Origin of the sequence: Stenotrophomonas sp. TWI700 (assembly GCF_039673645.1) — a bacterium.
Classification (GTDB): Bacteria; Pseudomonadota; Gammaproteobacteria; order Xanthomonadales; family Xanthomonadaceae; genus Stenotrophomonas; species Stenotrophomonas maltophilia_AA.
In genome coordinates this window covers 109,315-130,577 of the sequence record NZ_JBDJMB010000011.1, presented here as the reverse complement: position 1 = coordinate 130,577, position 21,263 = coordinate 109,315, and the positions used below count along the sequence as shown (strand labels likewise).

Here is a 21,263-nt window from a genome sequence, read left to right as displayed (position 1 = left end):
GGCGCGGGCGGGGGCCGGCCGCGGGCGCGCGGGGCGGGCGGGGCGGGGGGGGGGGGGGGGGCGGGGGGGGGGGGGGGGGGGGGGGGGGGCTCGCGGGGGGCCCCCCCCCCCCCCCCCGGCCCGGCCCGCCCACCGATAGCCCGGGAAGCGTGCCGCTCTAAGCGACCAATCCGACCAACGCGACCAACCCGACCAACCCGACCAACCCGACCACCCTAAGGCGCCCGAGCCGCCTCATCGCGCGTCTCTTCCTGCGCCGCGATCTCCCGCTCGATCCACTCGTCCATCAACCGCCGCGCACGCTGCGCACGGCGCCGCTGCAACGCATGCTCCATGTCCAGCACCCGGTACAACGACCACATCACCGCCAGCATCAACAACGCGAACGGCAACGCCGCGATCGTGATCATCCCCTGCAGCGCCGTGAGTCCACCGGCCAACAACAGCACGCCCGCGATCAACGCAATCGCCACGCCCCACACCATCCGGCGCGCCAACGGCGGATCGCCGGCCTCCTCCGTCGACATGGTCGCCAGCACCAGCACCGCCGAATCGGCCGAGGTCACGAAGAAGATGATCAACAGCACCAGTGCGACAACCGACAACATCATGGGCATCGGCAGGCTGTCGAACATCGTGAACAGCACCGTCTCATAGCCATTGCCCAGCGCCTGCGCCAGGTCCACGTGGCCGAAGATCTGCGACCACAGCGCCGTGCCGCCGAACACCGAGAACCACAGGAAGCCCAGCACGCTCGGTGCGATCACCACGCCCAGCACGAACTCGCGGATGCTGCGTCCTCGCGACACGCGCGCGATGAACGAGCCCACGAACGGCGCCCACGCGATCCACCAGGCCCAGTAGAAGATCGTCCAGTCCGCCACCCAGGTACTGCCCGAGAATGGTGACATCCGCAGGCTCATCGTCACCAGCGAATTGAGGTACGAACCGATGGTCGTGGTGAAGGTATCGAAGATGAAGCCGGTCGGTCCCAGCACCAGGATCAGCGCCAGCAGCAATGCCGCCAGGCCGAGATTGAAGTTGGACAGCCACTTGATGCCGCGGTGGACACCGCTGGTGGTGGAGGCCATGTACAGCACGAACGCCACCGCGATGATGGTCAGCTGCACCGGTACCGTGGCCTGGATGCCGAACACGCGCTCGAGGCCGGCGGCAATCTGGATCGTGCCGAAGCCCAGCGTCGTTGCCACACCGATCGCCGTGGCGACCACCGCAGCGACGTTGACGACCGTGCCCATCCAGCCACGGTGATGCGCGCCGATGATCGGCTGCAGCAGATCGCTGATCAGCCCGCGGCCATTGCGGTTGAACTGGAACCACGCCATCGCCAGGCCGATCAGGGCATAGATCGCCCACGGATGCAGGCCCCAATGGAAGAACGCATAGCGCATCGATGCGCGCGCCGCCTCCATGCTCTGCGGCGCCAACCCTTCAGGCGGTTTCACGAAGTGCGAGATCGGTTCGGCCGCGCCCCAGAACACCAGGCCGATGCCCATGCCCGCGGCGAACAGCATCGACATCCAGCTCGCATTGGAAAAATCGGGCTCGGCATCTTCGCCGCCGATGCGCAGCGAACCGAAGCGGCCGAAGGCCAGGTACATCAGGAACGACAGGGTGATGAACACCACCAGCAGGTAGAGCCAGCCGGTGCTGCGGATCATGATGGACAGGCCGCTCTGGACGACCTCGTTGAAGGGGCCCGGCGCGAGGCCGGCGATCAGCACCAGCAGTGCGACCAGTGCGATGGAAATGCGGAACACCATGAAGGCGTGTCTCCGATCAGTAGGGGCGAGCCGAGGCTTGCAATCTCCAGCGGCACAGCGGCAACGACTGGGGCGGATCAAGCCGGTCGAGGCCGGTCAGTACGGACGTCAATGGCGTCGAGCAGTGCGTGGTGCGCGCACGATTCGGGGTTTTCACCCCTGTATCGCACCGCATACCGCGCCGCAGCATGGTAGTGCATCGGGTGTCGGCGCTTTGTTCACATCCACCCCGTGCCCGCCAGCGCGCACCTTCGCCCGCGTGCCCCTCGCGCTTGCCTTTGTGGTCTAATTCGCCCCGAAGCGGGGGTACCGCGGCCCAGTGGCCAAGGTTGAGACAGTCCCTTCGAACCTGATCCGGTTGATACCGGCGTAGGGAAGCTTCGCATCAGCAGATGCATTGCGCCGTAGGGCCACCGCGCCCGGAGACCGCCCGCAATCCGTCCGTCGAGCGCCGCCGTTTCGTCCCTCCCATGCGAGTCCCTCGCATAGAACCGCACAGTCCCTGTGCGGGGATTGAACCTAGGACGATGCCTCGATGAACGCACAGCTCTCCGCCCTGCAGCAACAGGCCCAGCAACTCTCCGAATCGGTCACCCGGCCGATTCCCGGCTCGCACAAGATCCACGTGCAGGGCTCGCGCAGCGATCTGCAGGTGCCGATGCGCGAGATCACGCTGACCCGCACGCCCACCTTGTTCGGCGGCGAAGAGAATGCGCCGGTCACCGTCTACGACACCTCCGGCCCGTATACCGATCCGGCGGCTGCCATCGACCTTTCGGTCGGTCTGCCCGCACTGCGCGCCGCCTGGGTGGCCGAGCGTGGCGATACCGAAGTGCTGGAGGGCCTGAGCTCCGCGTTCGGCCGCTCGCGCGAAACCGATGCCCGGCTCGATGCGGTGCGCTTCCCGTCGCGCCTGCAACCGCGACGCGCGTTGGCCGGCGCCAACGTCACCCAGATGCACTACGCACGCCGCGGCATCATCACGCCGGAGATGGAGTTCGTGGCGATCCGCGAGAACCAGCGCCTGGAGGCGATCCGCGATGCCGCGCTGCTGAAGCAGCACCCCGGCGAGTCCTTCGGCGCCTCGATCCCGAGGATCATCACGCCCGAATTCGTCCGTGACGAGATCGCCCGCGGCCGCGCGGTGCTGCCCAACAACATCAACCACCCGGAAAGCGAGCCGATGATCATCGGCCGCAACTTCCTCACCAAGATCAACGCCAACATCGGCAACAGCGCGGTGTCCTCCGGCATCGCCGAGGAAGTGGAGAAGCTGGTCTGGGCGATCCGCTGGGGCGGCGACACCGTGATGGACCTGTCCACCGGCAAGCACATCCATGAAACGCGCGAATGGATCCTGCGCAACTCGCCGGTGGCGATCGGTACCGTGCCGATCTACCAGGCTCTGGAGAAGGTCGATGGCCGCGCCGAAGAACTGAACTGGGCGATCTTCCGCGACACCCTGATCGAGCAGGCCGAGCAGGGCGTGGATTACTTCACCATCCACGCCGGCGTGCTGCTGCGCTACGTGCCGCTGACCGCCAAGCGCGTGACCGGCATCGTCTCGCGCGGTGGCTCGATCATGGCCAAGTGGTGCCTGGCGCATCACAAGGAGAACTTCCTCTACACGCACTTCGAGGACATCTGCGAGATCATGAAGGCCTACGACGTGACCTTCTCGCTGGGCGACGGCCTGCGCCCGGGCTGCATCGCCGATGCCAACGATGCCGCGCAGTTCGGCGAACTGGAAACCCTGGGCGAGCTGACCAGGATCGCGTGGAAGCATGACGTGCAGACCATGATCGAAGGCCCCGGCCACGTGCCGATGCAGCTGATCAAGGAGAACATGGACAAACAGCTGCGCGAGTGCGGTGAAGCGCCGTTCTACACGCTCGGCCCGCTGACCACGGATATCGCGCCGGGCTACGACCACATCACCAGCGCGATCGGCGCGGCGATGATCGGCTGGTACGGCACCGCCATGCTCTGCTACGTGACGCCGAAGGAACACCTCGGCCTGCCCAACCGCCAGGACGTGCGCGACGGCATCATGGCCTACCGCATTGCCGCGCACGCTTCGGATCTGGCCAAGGGCCATCCCGGCGCGCAGGTACGCGACAACGCACTGAGCAAGGCGCGTTTCGAGTTCCGCTGGGAGGACCAGTTCCACCTTGGGCTGGATCCGGAGAAGGCCAAGGAATTCCACGACGAGACGCTGCCCAAGGATGCGCACAAGCTCGCCCATTTCTGCTCGATGTGCGGCCCGCACTTCTGCTCGATGAAGATCACCCAGGACGTGCGCGACTATGCGGCGGGGCAGGGGTTGGATACGCACCAGGCGCTGGAAGCCGGCATGGCGGAGAAGTCCGCCCAGTTCCGCGATCTGGGCGCCGAGGTGTATCGCCAGGAGTGAGGCAGCGGCCGGGGCGGTGCGCGCCGCCCCGGCCATCATCCAGTGCCGCCGCGATTCCGGCTAAGCTCGGCGCGACCAGGCAGGGGTGGGGACAACGATGGCGATAGCACGCAGCACCAAATGGTTGGCGATCGCGCGCCGGCATCCCTCGGCGTGGCTGCTGGCGGTGCAACTGCTGGGCGTGCTGCTGTACCCGGCGATGGACGAGGCCGGCGCCAGCCGCGCGCTGTTCGGTGCGTTCGGGATCGCGGTGCTTGGGCTGGCCCTGTGGGTGGTACGCCGCAGCCCGTTGGGGATGTGGGTGGCGCTGGTGCTGGCGATCCCCTCGGTGGTGTTCTCGATCTCGGGCGCGCTGTTGGGGCGTCCGGCGCTGGTCACCACCGCCCAGCTGCTCGAATGCCTGCTGTACTTCTATACCGCCGGCAGCCTGATCGCCTACATGCTGCAGGACCACAAGGTCACCCGTGACGAGCTGTTCGCCGCGGGGGCCACGTTCACGCTGCTGGCCTGGGCATTCGCCTTCGCGTTCGCGGTGTGCCAGCAGTGGTACCCGGGCAGTTTCGTGGCCACCAGCGAGAGCGAACTGCGCACCTGGATGGAGTTGCTTTATCTGAGCTTCAGCTTGCTGTCCGGGGTCGGACTGAGCGATGTGGTGCCTATCCATGCGCAGGCACGGGCGCTGGTGATGCTGGAACAGTTCGCTGGCGTAATGTACGTAGCGCTGGTGGTCTCGCGCCTGGTCGGGCTCACGATGATTCGTCGCATACAAAGCTGAATCGCACATAAAAAATTCGCGCCCGAAGGCGCGAATGCTGAATCAATTTATGTGGATTCGTCGGCGAGAGAGAGCCTGGTGTTGGCCACACGCACAGGTGCGGTTAACCCACATAGGCTAGTATTCGCGCGCTTCAGTGTTTTTGCGCTTTGCGCTGATGCCTTGTGCGGAATCTGGCGGTTCGTTCGGTCGTTGTCGATTGTGATGAATGCTGCGTTCCCGTAGTCCTGCATTCACTCGTGTCACCGGAATGATCATCAACGACAGTGAGCGACCGTCAGCCGATGTAGTTCGAATCGGCGATTGCACCGTCATTCTTTCCTCGCGGGAAGTGATGGTGGTGGGCGTGCGTCGCCCGCGCCGGTTGACGCCCAAGGCGCTGGGCGTATTGAAGGCATTGATGCGCTCACCGGGCGCCGTGGTGACCCGCGACGAACTGTTCGCCGAGGTCTGGCCGGATACGCTGCCCACCAACGACGTGCTGACCCAGGCCGTCACCCAGCTGCGCAAGGCCTTCGCCACCGACGAAGAGGCCGGTACGGCCTATATCGAAACCATCGCCAAGACCGGCTATCGCCTGCTCGTGCCCGTGAGTGCGGTCGAGGACGTGCGGGGCCTGGCGGCGGTGGACGGCGTCGACCCCGACGCGCTGGATGACGCCACGCTGCTGCCTCCGGCCACCGCGCCGTCGCGCAGGCGCATTGACGGCCCGCTGCGTCGGCAGTGGCGCCGCACCCGGCGCTATATCCTGCTTGCCATCGGCGTGGCGATGTTGATCGCCCTGCTGGTCATGGCGGCCCTGCTGGTACAGCGCGAACGGCCCGCCACGGCGGTGGACGCCGCGATCGAGGATGGCACCCGGGTGATCGGCAGCCCGCAGCGGCCGTACCGGCTGATCACCGCCACCTCGGGCTTCGAGACGTATCCCACGCTGTCCCCGGATGGTTCGCAGGTCGCCTACGAGGCCGATACGCCGGCACGCCAGGGCAGTGTCATCAAGGTGCAGACCTCCGGCAACGCGCCGGCACGCATCCTGATGGATACGCCGGCCACGTATTCCGACCGGTTCCCAAACTGGTCGCCCAACGGGCGCGACATCGCCTTCGCGCGGTTCGGCCCGGACGGCAGTTGCGAGGTCATCATCTCGAGCGCCACCGGCGGTGCCCTGCGTCATGTCACCCGCTGCGATGGCACCGAGCTGCTCAGCTTCGACTGGACCCCGGACGGTCGTGGCCTGCTGTTCGGCTCCCTGTCGGGCAAGTACGCGCATCGCGGCATCCGGACCCTGAACATCGCCAGCGGCAGCTGGACCGCGCTCGACTACACGATCGATGCGGACAGCTTCGAATACGCGCCGCGCTATTCGCCCGACGGGCGCTGGATCGTGTTCGTGCGCAATCCGCAGGTCGGCGATCTGTGGCGGATCCCCGCCGAGGGCGGAACGCCGGAACAGCTCACCAACGATTCGGCTGAAATCCGCGGCTGGGCCTGGCGCAGCGACAGCCGCCACATCGTGTTCGGCCGCCGCGTGGACAGCGAAGCACGCCTGTACGAACTGGATACGCGCACGCGCACGCTGCGCGACCTGGGGCTCGACGATGCCCAGGCGCCGGCGTTGTCGCGCAGCAACAACATGCTGGCCTTCATGCACCGCCGTGCGCAGTTCGGGCTGTTCAAAGTGCCGATCGGGGCCGAGGGCCCGGGCGTGCCCGAACGCCTGTTCGCCTCGGGCGGCCGCGATGCACAGCCCATGATCGCGCCGGACGGCCGGCAGCTGGTCTTCAGCTCCAACCGCTCCGGCAGCTATGCGCTGTGGTGGGCGGACCTGCAGCGCCCTGAATCGCTGCGGCCGATCGAAGGCCTGCGCCCGGAAACCCGTCAGATTCCGGACTGGTCGCGCGATGCCCGCCATCTGCTGGTGCTGGGGCGTGATGAACACGCCAATCCGGCCATCTTCGAAGTGTCCCCGCGCGACGAGCAGACCGTGCGCCTTGCGGTGCCCGTGGCGCAGCCGCTGCAGGCCCTGTACGGGCAGCGGCCGGAACAGCTGCTGGTGGTCGAGCGCGATCGTGACGAACGCATGCGTCTGTCGCTGTTCGATCGCACCACCACGCCCTGGCGCTCGCTGGGCAGCATCGAGGGCGTCTCCCAGGCGCGCTATGACGTGGCGGGCGAGCGCGTGCTGTTCACCCGCCTGTCGGCCAGTGGCCTGTGGTCGGCCGATGCCGCCCTGACACCACAGAGCATCCGCCAGGTGCGCAGCGACCAGCCCTCGCGATGGCGCTACCGCGCATGGACCGTCTCCGGCAACGGGCAGATCGATTACCTCGCCAACCGCGCCGACTGCGCCACGGTGTTCGCCCGCCTCAGCGCGACCTCGGGCGACGGCGCGCACTGCCTGGACGCGGATCGACTGGGCACCGGCAATGGATTCAGCGCAAGTCCGGACGGCAGTGCGGTGTATGTGGCCCTTGCGGTGGCCGATGGGTCCGACATCGGGGTCATGACTCTGCCTGAAGCGAGCTCGTCGTTCTTCCCGGCCTTCTCCAACCTGCTGTTTATGAAGGGAAAAGATCCTTCGTAAGTTCTTCGTGAGGCTGTCGTGGCGAATTCGGATCAATCTCGCCAAGACGTCCTGAAGGCAGTGGCCTGATTTGGCAAAACTGCACGCCAGCAAAGGCAAACTCACGGTGCAGTCATGCGTCAGCTCTCCCTGGCCGATCGCGGTCAATCTCTTTCCCTGGACAAGGCCATCGACGATGGCGCGTTGCCGAACTGCCTGGGCGTTGCCCGGCTGGGCAGCCTGCAGACCGCCGGCACGACGTTCACGGTCTGGATGCAGGTGCGTGGCAGTGCATGGGTGGAATCCAAGGAGGGCAAGTTCCGTCTGCGCCAGCGTGAGTGGATCGCCTTCGAGAAGGACTCCAAGCCGATGGTGCAGGCCGGGCGCGATGGCCTGTGCATCGGTTTGAGCCTGTCGCCGGATGCGCTGCGCGCGCTGGGCGAACTGGCCGACTGCAACCTCTATGCGGGCCGCGGCACGATGACGCGCGGCGAAATGCGCGTGGCGATGCGCCTGTGGCGTGACGCACTGACCAGCGACCGGCCGATGCAGGGTCTGCGCCCGGCGTTGCTGCACCTGGCCGCGCTGCAGCAGGGCATGGCCACCGGCGTGCAGCGTTGCCCGGGCCGTTCACGCAGCCGCAAGCGCCAGGTGTTCGGGCGCATGCAGCGTGCGCGCCTCTACCTGGAAGGCAACAGCCACCGCGTGGTGCGCATCGGTGAACTGGCCGAGCTCACCAACTTCTCCAGCTGGTACCTGTCCAAGACGTTCCAGAGCCTGTACGCGGAGAGCCCGCAGTCGCTCTCGGCGCGCCTGCGCCTGGAGCGTGCGGCCGATCTTCTGCGTGATACCGACATGATGGTGGGCGAGGTGGCTGCGGCCAGCGGGTTTGACAACTGCTGCAGCTTCGCACGGGCGTTTCGGGCCCGTTTCGGGTTGTCCGCGTCACGCTATCGTGAGGCAGGTGCGAACCTGTCGCCAGAATCGGCAAAGTCTTTGGTTGCATCACGCAAATAATTAGCTGCAACGCAATCGTAACTTTCCGAGGCGGTTTAACACGCTACTAACGTACCTCGGAGAGATAAATGAATTTTCGTACTCCTGCAGTGCGGCTGGGCCTTCTGCCCGCCGGCATTGCGCTCGCGCTCGTGCCGAGCTTCGCCTCGGCGCAGGAAGCTGCTGCCGGCACCACTGACCTGGACCGTATTTCGGTCACCGGCTCGCGCATCCGCGGCGCCAACATGGAGACCCAGCAGCCGATCCTGACGATGACCCGTGAAGCCCTGGAAAAGCAGGGTTACACCTCCGTCGCCGACGTGCTGCAGAACATGACCTCGGCCGGTTCCCCGGCCATCTCGCGTTCGGAATCGCTGGCCTCGGGCGAGGACGTGGGCGGCTACTACGTCGACATCCGCAACCTCGGCGCGCAGCGTACGCTGGTCCTGATGAACGGCAAGCGCCTGGGCGCATCCACCTCGGGCCTGCAGGATCTGAGCCAGATCCCGATGGCCGCCATCGAGCGCATCGAGATCCTGAAGGACGGCGCCTCGTCGATCTACGGCTCCGACGCCATCGCCGGCGTGGTCAACGTGATCACCCGCAAGCGCGTGGAAGGCGGCGAAGCCAGCGTCTACTTCGGCCAGTACGGCCAGGGCGACGGTTCGACCAAGCAGTACTCCTTCACCCTGGGTTCGGAAGGCGAGCGCGGTGGCATCACCATGGCCGCCGAGTACTACAAGGCCGATCCGGTCTGGGCGAGCGATCGCTTCTTCAGCCGTGACGGCAATGCCGGTCCGAACTACCCGGGCTCGGGCAGCAGCCCGATCAACCAGAACGGCGCGTTCTGCGAGCCCTGCCTGACGCCGGACCTGGAAGAAGGCCAGCCGGGCTACGTCGGTTCGGCCGACCAGCGCTGGTTCACCCTGCGCGAAGGTGGCGACCCGACCAATCGTGCCGACTACCGCGCCGAAACCTCGGCTGATCGCGTCAATGCCAACCAGCAGATGATGGTTCAGACCGGTATCGAGCGTAAGTCCGTGTACGTCAACGGCAACTACGACCTGACCGATTCGATCACCTTCAACGCGGACGTGCTCTACAACGAGCGCACCACGGACCAGCAGATCGCCGGCTACCCGTACCAGTCGCAGGCCTTCGGCACCAAGCTGTCGGCTGACAGTGCGTTCAACCCGACCGGCACCGACCTGGACTTCCGTCGTCGCCTGTGGGAAATGCCGCGTACCACCGAAAGCCAGCTGAAGACCCTGCGCTTTGCGCCGACCGTCAGCGGCTTCTTCGAGTTCGGCGGCAAGACCTGGGATTGGGACGTCGGCGCGCTGTGGAACCGCAACGAATCGACCAAGACCGGCCATGGCGACATGAGCCTGATCGCGGCTCGCCAGGCGCTGGGTGCTTCCTACATCGACGGCAATGGTGTTGCGCAGTGCGGCTCCCCGGGTGATGCAGTCACCGGCTGCCGCCCGTGGAACCCGCTGCTGCCGTACGGCGTGGCCGGTCAGGGCTCGCTGGCCGATCCGGCCACGCAGGCCTTCCTGTTCCCGTACTTCACCGACACCGGCTACACCAAGACCACCAGCTACACCGCCAACCTGTCCGGCTCGCTGTTCGAGCTGCCGGCCGGCGAAGTGGGTATCGCGATGGGCGTGGAGCACCGTGAAGAAGAAGGTCGTTTCTCGCCGGACGCGTTCGCGCAGTCGGGTCAGTCGACCGGCCTGGGCGCTCAGACCACCCAGGGCAAGTACGAACTGGACGAGTTCTACCTGGAACTGAACGTGCCGATCCTGTCGGATCTGCCGTTCGCCAAGGAACTGACCCTGAACGCTGCCAGCCGTTACTCGGACTACAGCAACTTCGGCGACACCATCAACTCCAAGTTCGGCTTCACCTGGCGTCCGCTGGATGAACTGCTGGTGCGTGGTACCTACGCTCAGGGCTTCCGTGCTCCGTCGATCAACGATCTGTACGGCGGCCTGAACAGCAGCTTCGAGTCGTACACCGATCCGTGCGGCATCACCGCGCCGGGCAGCGTCAACGGCAACGCCTCGTGCTCTGCTGCTGGCGTGCCGGTGGGCTACACCCAGGTGGGCCAGGGCCTGACCCCGTGCACCGCGACCCCGTGCGCGACGCCGGACCAGTTCATCTCCGGCTCCAACGAGAACCTGAAGCCGGAAACCTCGAAGAGCACCACCTTCGGCATGGTCTGGAGCCCGCGTTGGGTGCAGGGCCTGGACATCTCGCTGGATTGGTACAAGTACGAAATCAGCGACATGATCATCGCTGACAGCGTCGACCGTATCCTGCGCGAGTGCTACGTGGCCGGTGACGCATCGCGTTGCGCCAGCCATACCCGTGCAGCCGATGGTCACATCAACTCGATGACCTACGGCCTGGCCAACCTGGGCCGCATGGAAACCGAAGGCTACGACCTGGGCATCAAGTACCGCCTGCCGGAACTGTCGATTGGTCAGTTCGCCATCGATTGGCAGACCAGCTACCTGTCCAAGTACGACGAAGAAACCCAGAACGGTGAAGGCAACACGGTCATGGAAGGCAAGGTTGGCGACGCCGGCCTGTTCCGCGTCCGTTCCAACGTCGGCATCACCTGGTCGCGTGGCGACTTCGGCGTGTCCTACATGGCCCGTTACTACTCGGGCATGAAGGAAGACTGCGTCGCTGCACGTCCGTGCACCCTGCCGGACCGTTACGTCAACGGCGATGCAATGCCGGTCCGCAAGACGGGTTCGAACACGTTCCACGACCTGCAGGTCAGCTACAACGCGCCGTGGGATGCCACGATCGCGCTGGGTGCGAACAACCTGTTCGACAAGCAGGGCCCGATCATGTTCACGCAGCCGAACTCGAGCTTCGCCTACTACGGCGGCTTCGACATCGGTCGCTTCCTGTACATGAAGTACACCCAGCGCTTCTGATCCATCGAAGCATTGGTGCGAAAAAAGGGAGGGCGGACCGCAAGGTCCGCCCTCTTTTCATTGTGGGGTAAGGAAATTCTGAGTTTTAGCGGATGGTGATCTGCTTCACATTATTTGGTGAATTTCAGTTGATACCGTCAATCGGTCCAATGACGGACGATTGAGGGCTCGATATGAAAATGACGTTCGCTCAAAAACTCGCCGGCGTGTTCCTCGGCACACTGGCCGTGGCGGGAAGTGCATCGGCCGGCCTCATTGTCTGCAAGGGAGGCCGTTACTGCGACACCCTGCGTGTCGAGTGCGTCAACTCTGGCGAACTGCCCGCCGCCTGCGAGCAGATGTGGCGCCTGTGCGTGCTGGACGCCTGTCCGCAGCGCTGAAACGACGATGGCGCGCCATCACGGCGCGCCATCCTTGGCACATACCCTCGCGCGCTCCGGCGTCGCTGGCGATCAGCTCCATCAATCCATTGGCGTGATCGCGCCACTACGGCAATGTCGAGCGGCTGTCTCCTGTCCTTGAAGTATCCCCGACGCTTCTGATCCATCCAGTCACTTGTGCAGAACAACAGAGGGCGGGCCGCAAGGTCCGCCCTCTCTTCATTGGGCCTCCCCCACAAGTCCCACACCAATTGCAGATTTCTCTGCAGCTCGACCCCATAAGTTCCGTCATTCCAAAGCGGCGACCTCCGATGTGATCGCTGCAGCTCGATCGCTAGCGTGTACATCAGGCAGCGGCGCGGCCGGTGCATCCAGCGTGGGGGCTTGGAATGGAATGGGATCGCAGCAGGTCGACGTGTCGCCGCCGCAAGGGTGGGGAAGGTAGGGCGGAGAAGTGGTGGTGGCAGGTGTCGTGCAGTGCCTTGCTGGCGCTGTGTGCCGTGGAGCACGTGCACGGTTTGACGCCCTTGATGCCCTATCAGGAACACGCAAAGAAGATTCGAGCAGCGCAGGAAGTCGCACCGTTGACCTCCGACCTGTTCGGGGATTCCATCAGCCAGTACAACGGTGCGACCGAATTCTCCATCGTCGATGTCGATCTGCCGGGGAACAATGCGCTGCCGGTTCAAGTGAAGCGCCGCTTCAAGATCGAGCCCCGCTCGGACCTGGAGAACTTCGGCGGCTTTGGTGTGTGGGATCTGGATATTCCCTACATCCATGGAACCTTCGACGGTCAGACGAAATGGAACGAATGGAGTTCGCCCAGTCCTGATCGCCGGCGCTGCACGCCGGGCAGATGGGGGCCGCCGATTCCCTATCCGCCGTTTGATATCGGCGACTTCTACTCGGGCATCCGCATCCACTTGCCCGGCGAGGGCGATCGGGATCTGTTGGGGGTCGACTTCCGCAATCCCCATCGTCCCACCGACGGGGCCAGCTATCCGTATGTCGCGCAGGATTTCACCAGCGTCACCTGCGTTTCCGGGACCACCAACGGCTACCCCGGCGAAGGCTTTGTGGTGGTCACCTCCGACGGAACGCGCTACACCCTCAATGCCGGTCGCGAGCGTGGCGGCGGCAGGCTCTCCAAATACCTGGTGAGTTCGATCGGTGCGAACCTGCGCACCCGCGGCCGCACCCAGGTTTTCCTGATGGCCAGTCGGGTCGAAGACCGCCATGGCAACTGGGTCAACTACCACTACAACGACGATCGGCTGGTCACCATCGAAGCCAGCGATGGGCGTCGCATCGACCTGGGTTATAGCGGGAACACCATCACGCAGGTCACCGCGCATGGGCGGACATGGCGCTACGAGTACGCGCCGATCACGTTCGGTCTGAACCTGCAGAATCATCTGCTGACCCGGGTCACACGACCGGATGGCTCCTCGTGGCAGTACGGGTACGAAGACACGGATGGGTGCACGGGGGTGGGCATGGGCTGTCCCGGCATGCTCGGTCCGGAGTATCACCAGCTGGACGTCAATACCATCAATGATCGCAACTGTCCGGAGCCGTTTCCGGCAGAAGATCGCTTCACCTTTACTGCGACGCATCCCTCGGGCGCCACCGGTCGCTTCCGCTTTGGATACCACCGTCAGCATCGCACTGCTGTGCCGTCCGGAAGTTGTGTTGGCAGCCCGATCCCGTTGTCGCCGCTGTTCGAGTACACCCTGCAGATTCCGGACTATTTCGATCTCTACGCGATCCTGGACAAAACCCTGGCTGGCCCTGGAGTGGCTGAACAGACATGGTCGTACGGGTCCAGTGGACCCCAATGCCGTCATGGCAACAACTGTCCCGACCGCAAGACCACACGTATCTGGCAGCCGGATGGTTCGATTTCCGAGCAGGTATTCGGCATCCGCTATGGCGTCAATGACGGCAAGCTACTGGAATCGCGCACCCTGGCCGCCGACGGAAAGGTGCTTCGCTCCGAGGCGACCACCTACGTCAGCAACGAAGAAGCATCCGCACAGCCCTTCCCGGATATCTATGGCACCGGCCATTACGGTCCCGATGATCCGATGGCGGTGCGATTGCGGCCGGCCAGGCAAACGACGATCCAGCAGGACGGCGCCACGTTCCAGCACACGGTGAGCGCCTTCGATGCGTTCGCCCGTCCCATCCAGGTAACCAAGGCCAGCAGCCTGGACTACGGGCGATACCTGCGTAGCGAGGCCACCACCTATCACGACAATACGGCGAAGTGGGTGTTGGGTCAGGTCCGCACACTGACCCAGACCAGTCCCTCCCCGGTAGTGCAGGTGTCGCAGACCGATTACGACACGGCCGACCGGCCTTGGCGGCAGTACCGGTTCGGCTTGCTGCAGCAAACCCTCGGCTACCACGCCGACGGCACTGTGGCGAGCGTGCAGGATGGCAACGGCAACGCCACCGCGCTCTCGGCGTGGAAGCGGGGCGTCCCGCAGTCGATCCGGCATGCCGATGGCAACGTGCAGGCGGCAAGCGTGGACGATCACGGCTGGATCCGTTCGGTGGTCGATGAGAATGGCCATGCCACCCGCTACGACTACGACCCGGCGGGCCGCCTGACGCGGATTGACTATCCGGACAACGACAGCGTCGCCTGGCAGCCGACGCTGTCCCGTTTCAACCGGTCGGACACAGCCGGGTACGGCCTGCCCGCCGGCCATTGGCAGCAGACGGTCAGCACGGGGGCTGGCCGCCAGATCACTTACTTCGACGCGTTCTGGCGGCCGGTGGTCGAGGAGCGGTTCGACGCCGCGGATCCGGGCGGTACCGCGAGCCAGACCGTGCATCGTTACGACCTGCTCGGGCGCAGAGTGTTCGAGTCCTATCCACTGCGTGGGCTGGGGTCGCATGCCGATGCCGTCGGCGGCACGCGTACGGCCTTCGACGCGCTGGGTCGGGTCATTCGCCAGGAGCAGGACAGCGAGCTTGGCCGGTTGGTGACCACCACCGATTACCTGGCAGATTTCAAGCAGCGGCAGACCGATCCGCGTGGCCAGTCAACCACCACGACCTACCAGGCCTACGACCAGCCCGTCACCCAGTGGCCGGTGTCGATTGCCCATCCAGAGGGCACGTATACGGATATCTCCCGGGATCCGTTCGGTCTTCCGTTCTCGATGCGTCGTCGCAATGCAGACAGCACCGTGGCAGTGACGCGGCACTACGTCTACGACCGGTATCGGCGGCTGTGCAAGAGCATCGAGCCAGAGAGCGCGGCCACCGTGATGGACTATGACGCATCCGGAAACACACTCTGGCTCGCGGCCGGGTTGAGCCTGACCGATACGGCGCAATGCAATACCGCGCAGGCGGCCAGCTCGGGACGCGCAGTACAACGCCGCTACGATGTCCGCAATCGATTGACGGCAATGTTGTTCCCGGACGGCAGCGGCGACCAGCAGTGGAGTTACTGGCCGGATGGCAAGGTCCGGGCCATCACCACCCAGAACGACGCCATCGCGGTTACCAATACCTACAGTTACAACAAGCGGGGGATGCTGACCGGGGAAAGCGTCGCCCAGGTCGACGGCGTGAGCTGGGCCATCGGTTATGGCTACACCGCGACGGGCGGGTTGGCTGAGCATGTCTATCCTTCTGGCCGCCACATCGCCTATGCCCCCAACGCGCTGGGACAGCCCACCCGGGCCGGCGCGTTCGCGACCGACGTGCGCTACTTCCCCAACGGGGCCATGGCGCGCTTCACCTATGGCAACGGCGTGGTGCATACCCTGCAGCAGAATGCGCGCGGCCTGCCCGAGCGCAGCCGCGATGTCGGTGGTGAGGCGGTGCTGGATGACAGCTACGACTATGACGGCAATGGCAATGTCGCCGCCATCAGCGACGGCCTGCCCGGCAACCGCGGCAATCGGGACATGCAGTACGACGGCCTGGACCGGCTGACCACAACCACCTCGCCGATGTTCGATGCGGCGCGCTACCGCTACGACGTACTGGACAATCTACTGGCGGTCCAGATTGCTGGTCGCGACCACGCGTATCACTACGACGCGCGCAACCGGCTGACCAACGTCATGCAGGCGGAGGGCCGGGCAACGGTCATCGGCCTGGACTACGACGAGCAGGGCAATCTGGCAAAAAAGAACGGTCAGGTGTATCGGTTCGACGCAGGCAACCGACTGCGCGAGGCTGTGGATCAGGAGCGCTACCGCTACGACGGCCACGGGCGCCGTATCCAGGCCGACCGTCCCATCCTCGGCAGCATTACCTCGATGTACGGGCAGGACGGGGTGCTGCGGACCCAGCACAACACGCGTCAGGCCCGATCCGTCGACTACATCCTGCTCAATGGCAGCCAGGTCGCCCAGGTCGAAGGCACGATCGTCGCTGCGGCCCCCACGCTGATCCTTCCCGGCTACAGCACTGATGGAAGTTACGGTGTCCAGTGGAGCGCGGTCACCGGTGCGGCCAGTTACGAGTTGCAGGAATCCGAGTCGAGCGGGCCCTGGAAGACGGTCTTCACCGGCGGCGGACGAGAGCATCCGGTAACGGGCAAAACGCAAGGCCACTACCGTTACCAGGTCCGCAGTTGCAATGCCGCCGGGTGCGGCCGCTGGAGTACGAAGGCGGCCATCTTCGTCCGCCGGCCTCCCAGTCCACCATCGGGGATCACCGTGCCGGCCATCGGCGCCAGCGGCAACTATCGAATCCGCTGGCAGCCCCCCATGCCACGCGAAAAGGGTCCCACCCGCTATGTGCTGCAGGAGACGCATGCCGGCAGCGCGTGGGCCGATCAGTACGATGGCGTCGCGCTGGAGCACGTGTTTACCGGCAAGCCGGCCGGTACCTACCGCTACCGCGTGATGGCGTGCAATCCCTATGGATGCAGCACACATCTGGAGGGTGGCAATCCGCTCCAGGTGATCTATCCGCCGCCGGTTCCGGGTGGCTTGACCGGCCCTGCGGAAAGCCTGACCGGCAGCCTCACACTGCGGTGGTTGGCCAGCACGGGCGCCTCCCACTACCAGCTGGAAGAGGGATTCAACGGCGGCAGCTGGACGCAGGTGCACAACGCCACCACCACCCAGGTCACCCTGAATGGTCGTCAGACCGGCACTTATCGGTATCGGGCCCTGGCCTGCAACAACGTCGGCTGCAGCCAACCTTCGGCCGTGCATGCGGTGGCCGTCACCGTGCCTCCGCCGGTTGCGCCCGCCTTGAGTGTCCCCTCCAGCAACACAACGGGGAGCTTCGTGGTGGTGTGGGGCGCGTTGCCGCATGTGACCCACTACCAACTGCAGGAGCACCGCGGTGGTGCCGCCAACCTGATTCACGACGGCGGCGAACGCAGCAAGTCGGTAGCCGGGAGAAGTTCGGGCGCGTGGGGCTACCGCGTGCGTGGCTGCAACCGCGCCGGCTGTGGCCCGTACTCCCCGCAGGCCAACGTGCAGGTGCTGCGGATTCCAGACGTACCGGCCATCACCGGGTCAACCAAGCTGCAGACCAGCCATTACCCGATCAAGATCGCCTGCGAAGTGCGCTGGACCCCGATTGCGTATGCGGACCGCTACCAGCTGTACGCCTACGCCAATGGACAGCTGTACCAGCAGCAATACGACGGGCCGAACGCCTCCGCCGGTGGTCTGTGGCTGAACAATCAGCCGCCGTACTCGGCGCAATGCGCGACTGCACACGTGGTGCGTGCCTGCAATGCCACCGGCTGTTCGGCCTGGTCCGCACCGGCCACACAACGCGTGGACATCATTCCCACAGACCCCGGCAGTGGCATTCCGATTCGCTTTAGGAAGCGGCCATGAACGCGCGCGGGGGGATGATCGCCGCGTGCCTGATGCTGGTGAGTGCTTCAGCGCAGGCATCCATGCAGGAAACGGTCAAGTACATCCATACCGATGCACTGGGTTCCATCGTTGCGGTTACGAATGCCAACGGCCAGGTGATCGAGCGCCGCACGTATGAACCGTACGGGACGCAGTTGCTCCCGGACGTGCAGGACGGCCCTGGCTATACCGGGCATGTGCAGGATGCGGCTACTGGCTTGGTCTATATGCAGCAGCGTTACTACGATTCTCAGATAGGAAGGTTCCTTTCAATCGATCCAGTTGCAGCCGGTCCAGGGTTGAATTTCAATCGTTACAGCTACGCAGCCAATAATCCCTATCGCTTCACGGATCCAGATGGGCGCGATTGTGTGTCAGTTGATGGAGTCACGAGGTGCCGAGTCCCGGTGACTGGCAGCCGCATCCCCGTCGTAGTTTCATTTCCTACACCCTCAGGCGTTTCAGGCATCCAAAAGAGTGGAAGCTCTACGAGTCACGTATATGACGTACGTACTTCACATCAAAAGTCAGATCGCTCCGTACAGCAGTCGATAGTCAATGATCCAACGCCGGGCAATGACAAACCCGCAACGCCAACGGGAACGCCAAATAATGCCACTCCGACTGAGGGTGGCCGGGCGTTACTTGCAAAATTCGGAAGTTTACTTCCAGGGGGAAGTGGTGATAGTCCAGTGAATAGCTACAGTGCAACTGACCAAAACGGAAACACTTGGGTCATCAACGTAACGCAGCCTGGACATGGCCTGCATTTCGGTTACGTCCTTCGTGGGTCTGTCGGTGGACAGGCAATCTCTATTGGCGAAGGCTGGGCAATTCCCCAAGCTATTCCGGTACTGTCTGGATACATCAACAACGTTTGGATTGACCATAACCAGAGGAATGTAGATGACGCGCACTAAGTGCAGAGTGGTAGGGCTACTATTTCGGGTTCTTGCCCTAACTCTGGCTATCGGAGTCCTGATTCTTCCAGGACTTTCGATGATTTCTTCCAGGTGGTCGGACATTGGCTTGGTCGTCGCGGTGGCAGTAATCCTTGGTAGCATTCTTCTATCCGTTGTACTGCCTAAGCTAAAGTGGGTAGGGGCGGCCTTTGCCGCGATCATGATTGCGGTCCCGCCCTATCCGTACTGGCTTGGATGGGACGACGTAGAAGGTTGGCGCGTCCATTTTTTCCAAGGATTTGATCTGAGTTGGATGGATGTCAGTGTGTTTGCCGCGATTTTCATTGCGGCAATGCTGGCCTTCTCAGTCATCTTCTGGGCAATTGGGAGGCGCTCCGTGTGAATGGCTCGTCTGTGCGCAATGGGTTAGCGACATCCGTCGGACCATAAGGAAATGGGGCTTGGGTGTGGCTGGGAGGAGGCGGCTACCTAGCCCTCGGTCACAAAGGGAAGGCGGTTTCATGGTCTTCGATCAGATTGTTATCCCCCAGGACGGGAGTCCGGAGGCTGCCCATGCGAGTGACTTGGCCAGGGTTGTCTCCATCAACTGCTTCAGGCAATGCCATCGGCGTGTGACGGACGGCACGTGTGTAGAGACGTTCTTCAGCAGTGCAATGGAAGAGACGATGGCAAACAAGCGTTCCCTCTCCCGGCAACAAAAAAGGCGAGCCCCCCACCGGGCCCGCCTCTCATCACTGCATCGCCGCGCCGCACCCGCCGGCTTACGACTCCGCAGCCACCAATCCCATCAGCCCATTGGCGTGATCGCGCCACTGCGGCAGCTTGTTGAGCACGCCGGCGCGCTGCAGGTACTCCTCGTCGACCGGGTCGCCATTGATCAGCGCCAGCGCCACGTGCACCGCGCCGGTCACCCAGAAACTGCGGGTGTTCGAGCGCTGCGGCTGCAGGTGGAAGGCGACGGCCTCGATGATCGGCATCGGCAGGCCCCACAGTCCCAGCAGATAGGCACCCGCCTCGGCGTGGCCCGGGCGATCGTCGGCCGCGTCGTCCGGCGTGCGCTCGTTGCGCACGCCCGGCAGCAGCAGGCCAATGTCCGCCAGCAGGGCGGCGGTGGCGCCGAGTTCCGCGCTGGAGTCGGGCAACAGCTTGGCGGCCAGGCGCGAAGCCAGCAGCGCGCGCTGCTGCAGTGAGTTGCGCTCGGCTCCGGACAGCGGCTGGGCGGAAAACACTTCGCTGGCCAGTACCAGGTCGCGCAGCGTCGACAGCCCCAGGCGGGTCACCGCCGTGCGCAGGTCGGAGATGATCCGGCCGTTGTTGAAGAAGGCGGAGTTGGACAACTGCAGCACCTTGGCCGCGATGGCCGGGTCGGCCGCGACCAGCTTGGCCACGTCGGCGGTATTGGTGTCGTCGTCGTGTTCCAGCGCCTGGGTGAGGGTCAGGTACAGATGCGGCGGGGAGGGCAGCTTCTCGATCCGGCCGATGGCGCTGCGCAGGCGCGCGCTGTCGAGCAGCTCGCGCAGCTCTTCCAGGCTGGTCAGGGCCTCGAGCAGTACTTCCGGGGCCAGCGGCATCGGCAGGAAGCGATGGGCCACGCCGATCAGGCGTGCCGGCGGCGGGCGGTTGCCGTGCTCGGCATCCACCAGCGCGATGCGGATGGTCTCAGGGCGCAGCGTACGGATCTGGCCGAGCAGCGTGGTGGCGTTGAGATCGGGCAACTGCGGGCACACGATCACCGCATCCACCGGCGAACCGGCGACGATGCCCATGGCGCTCTGGCCATCGGTAGCGGTCAGTGGTTGCCACTCTTCCCCAAGATCGGCAATGAATTCCAACAGCTCAGCCGACAGGCTGGCTTCGTCCCCAACAAGCAGAATGCGCACGACACGGTCCCCTGGCTGACCACGGTGAAACGCACCGTGGACGGTGTGAAGAGACGCAATGTACCCAATCCGGCACGAATAGTGATGTGCCGCATTGAAAAAACGTGATGCGCATCGCTCCGGCAGCGCTGTGCCGGAGCGATGGGGTCATTCTCAGGCGATGTTGCCGAGGTAGCGCTGGTGCGCTTCGACCAGGATCTTCTTGGCTTCGGCGGCGCCGCCCCAGCCGTCGAGCTTGACCCACTTGCCCTTTTCCAGGTCCTTGTAGTGCTCGAAGAAGTGGCCGATGCGCTCCAGCCAGTGGCTGGACACCTGCTCGATGTCCTCGACGTGGGCATAGCCACTGAACACCTTGGAGATCGGCACGGCCAGGATCTTCTCGTCGCTGCCGGCTTCATCGCTCATCTTGAGCACGCCGACCGGACGGCAACGCACCACCGAGCCCGGGACCAGCGGCAGCGGCAGCACCACCAGCACGTCGGCCGGATCGCCGTCGCCACACAGGGTGCTCGGCACGTAGCCGTAGTTGCACGGGTAGCGCATCGGGGTGGAGAGGATGCGGTCGACGAAGATCGCGCCGGTTTCCTTGTCCACTTCGTACTTCACCGGCTCGGAATCCTTCGGGATCTCGATGATGACGTTGATTTCTTCCGGCGGGTTCTTGCCCGGCGAAACGAGTTCCAGACCCATGGGTGTGCTCCAGCTGAGAGGGGGTAGGGCGCAAAGTCCGCCATTTTATGCCT

The 21,263-nt window shown here is 64.5% G+C and carries 12 protein-coding genes and 1 riboswitch; of the genes, 9 read left to right on the top strand and 3 right to left on the bottom strand.

Going from position 1 to position 21,263, the window contains the following annotated elements:
• Positions 1-215: 215 nt before the first annotated feature.
• Positions 216-1,784 carry a BCCT family transporter gene (locus ABE473_RS10660; RefSeq protein WP_346489438.1) on the bottom strand — a complete coding sequence of 523 codons (1,569 nt, stop codon included), beginning with the start codon at positions 1,782-1,784 and terminating at the stop codon, positions 216-218.
• A gap of 292 nt (positions 1,785-2,076) precedes the next feature.
• Positions 2,077-2,178, top strand: a riboswitch (TPP riboswitch).
• 141 nt (positions 2,179-2,319) lie between these two features.
• On the opposite strand from ABE473_RS10660, the gene thiC reads away from it, so the two are divergent.
• From thiC to ABE473_RS10615, 9 genes are all read left to right on the top strand, one after another.
• A complete protein-coding gene (gene thiC, locus ABE473_RS10655; RefSeq protein WP_346489437.1) occupies positions 2,320-4,197 on the top strand; it encodes a phosphomethylpyrimidine synthase ThiC in 1,878 nt (625 codons plus the stop codon).
• Positions 4,198-4,294: 97 nt separating this feature from the next.
• Complete coding sequence (locus tag ABE473_RS10650) at positions 4,295-4,972, top strand: ion channel (RefSeq protein WP_176988273.1); 678 nt, start codon at positions 4,295-4,297, stop codon at positions 4,970-4,972.
• A gap of 250 nt (positions 4,973-5,222) precedes the next feature.
• Positions 5,223-7,556 (top strand): winged helix-turn-helix domain-containing protein, encoded by a 2,334-nt coding sequence (locus tag ABE473_RS10645; RefSeq protein WP_346489436.1) that lies wholly within the window; start codon positions 5,223-5,225, stop codon positions 7,554-7,556.
• 114 nt (positions 7,557-7,670) lie between these two features.
• A complete protein-coding gene (locus ABE473_RS10640; RefSeq protein WP_176988275.1) occupies positions 7,671-8,552 on the top strand; it encodes a helix-turn-helix transcriptional regulator in 882 nt (293 codons plus the stop codon).
• Between the two features lie 68 nt (positions 8,553-8,620).
• On the top strand, positions 8,621-11,485 hold the full coding sequence (locus ABE473_RS10635) for a TonB-dependent receptor (protein WP_346489435.1): 2,865 nt from the start codon (positions 8,621-8,623) through the stop codon (positions 11,483-11,485).
• Between the two features lie 173 nt (positions 11,486-11,658).
• The gene (locus ABE473_RS10630; protein ID WP_088432633.1) at positions 11,659-11,865 is read left to right on the top strand and encodes a hypothetical protein; all 207 of its coding nucleotides are present in this window, start codon (positions 11,659-11,661) and stop codon (positions 11,863-11,865) included.
• Between the two features lie 467 nt (positions 11,866-12,332).
• On the top strand, positions 12,333-17,696 hold the full coding sequence (locus ABE473_RS10625) for an RHS repeat protein (protein WP_346489434.1): 5,364 nt from the start codon (positions 12,333-12,335) through the stop codon (positions 17,694-17,696).
• 14 nt (positions 17,697-17,710) lie between these two features.
• Complete coding sequence (locus ABE473_RS10620) at positions 17,711-18,637, top strand: RHS repeat-associated core domain-containing protein (protein WP_346489440.1); 927 nt, start codon at positions 17,711-17,713, stop codon at positions 18,635-18,637.
• 79 nt (positions 18,638-18,716) lie between these two features.
• On the top strand, positions 18,717-19,022 hold the full coding sequence (locus ABE473_RS10615) for a hypothetical protein (RefSeq protein ID WP_346489433.1): 306 nt from the start codon (positions 18,717-18,719) through the stop codon (positions 19,020-19,022).
• 379 nt (positions 19,023-19,401) lie between these two features.
• On the opposite strand, the gene ABE473_RS10610 is transcribed toward ABE473_RS10615, so the two are convergent.
• Both ABE473_RS10610 and ppa read right to left on the bottom strand, forming a co-directional pair.
• Complete coding sequence (locus ABE473_RS10610) at positions 19,402-20,520, bottom strand: HDOD domain-containing protein (RefSeq protein ID WP_346478910.1); 1,119 nt, start codon at positions 20,518-20,520, stop codon at positions 19,402-19,404.
• Between the two features lie 153 nt (positions 20,521-20,673).
• A complete protein-coding gene (gene ppa / locus ABE473_RS10605) occupies positions 20,674-21,210 on the bottom strand; it encodes an inorganic diphosphatase (protein WP_019183821.1) in 537 nt (178 codons plus the stop codon).
• Positions 21,211-21,263 lie beyond the last annotated feature (53 nt).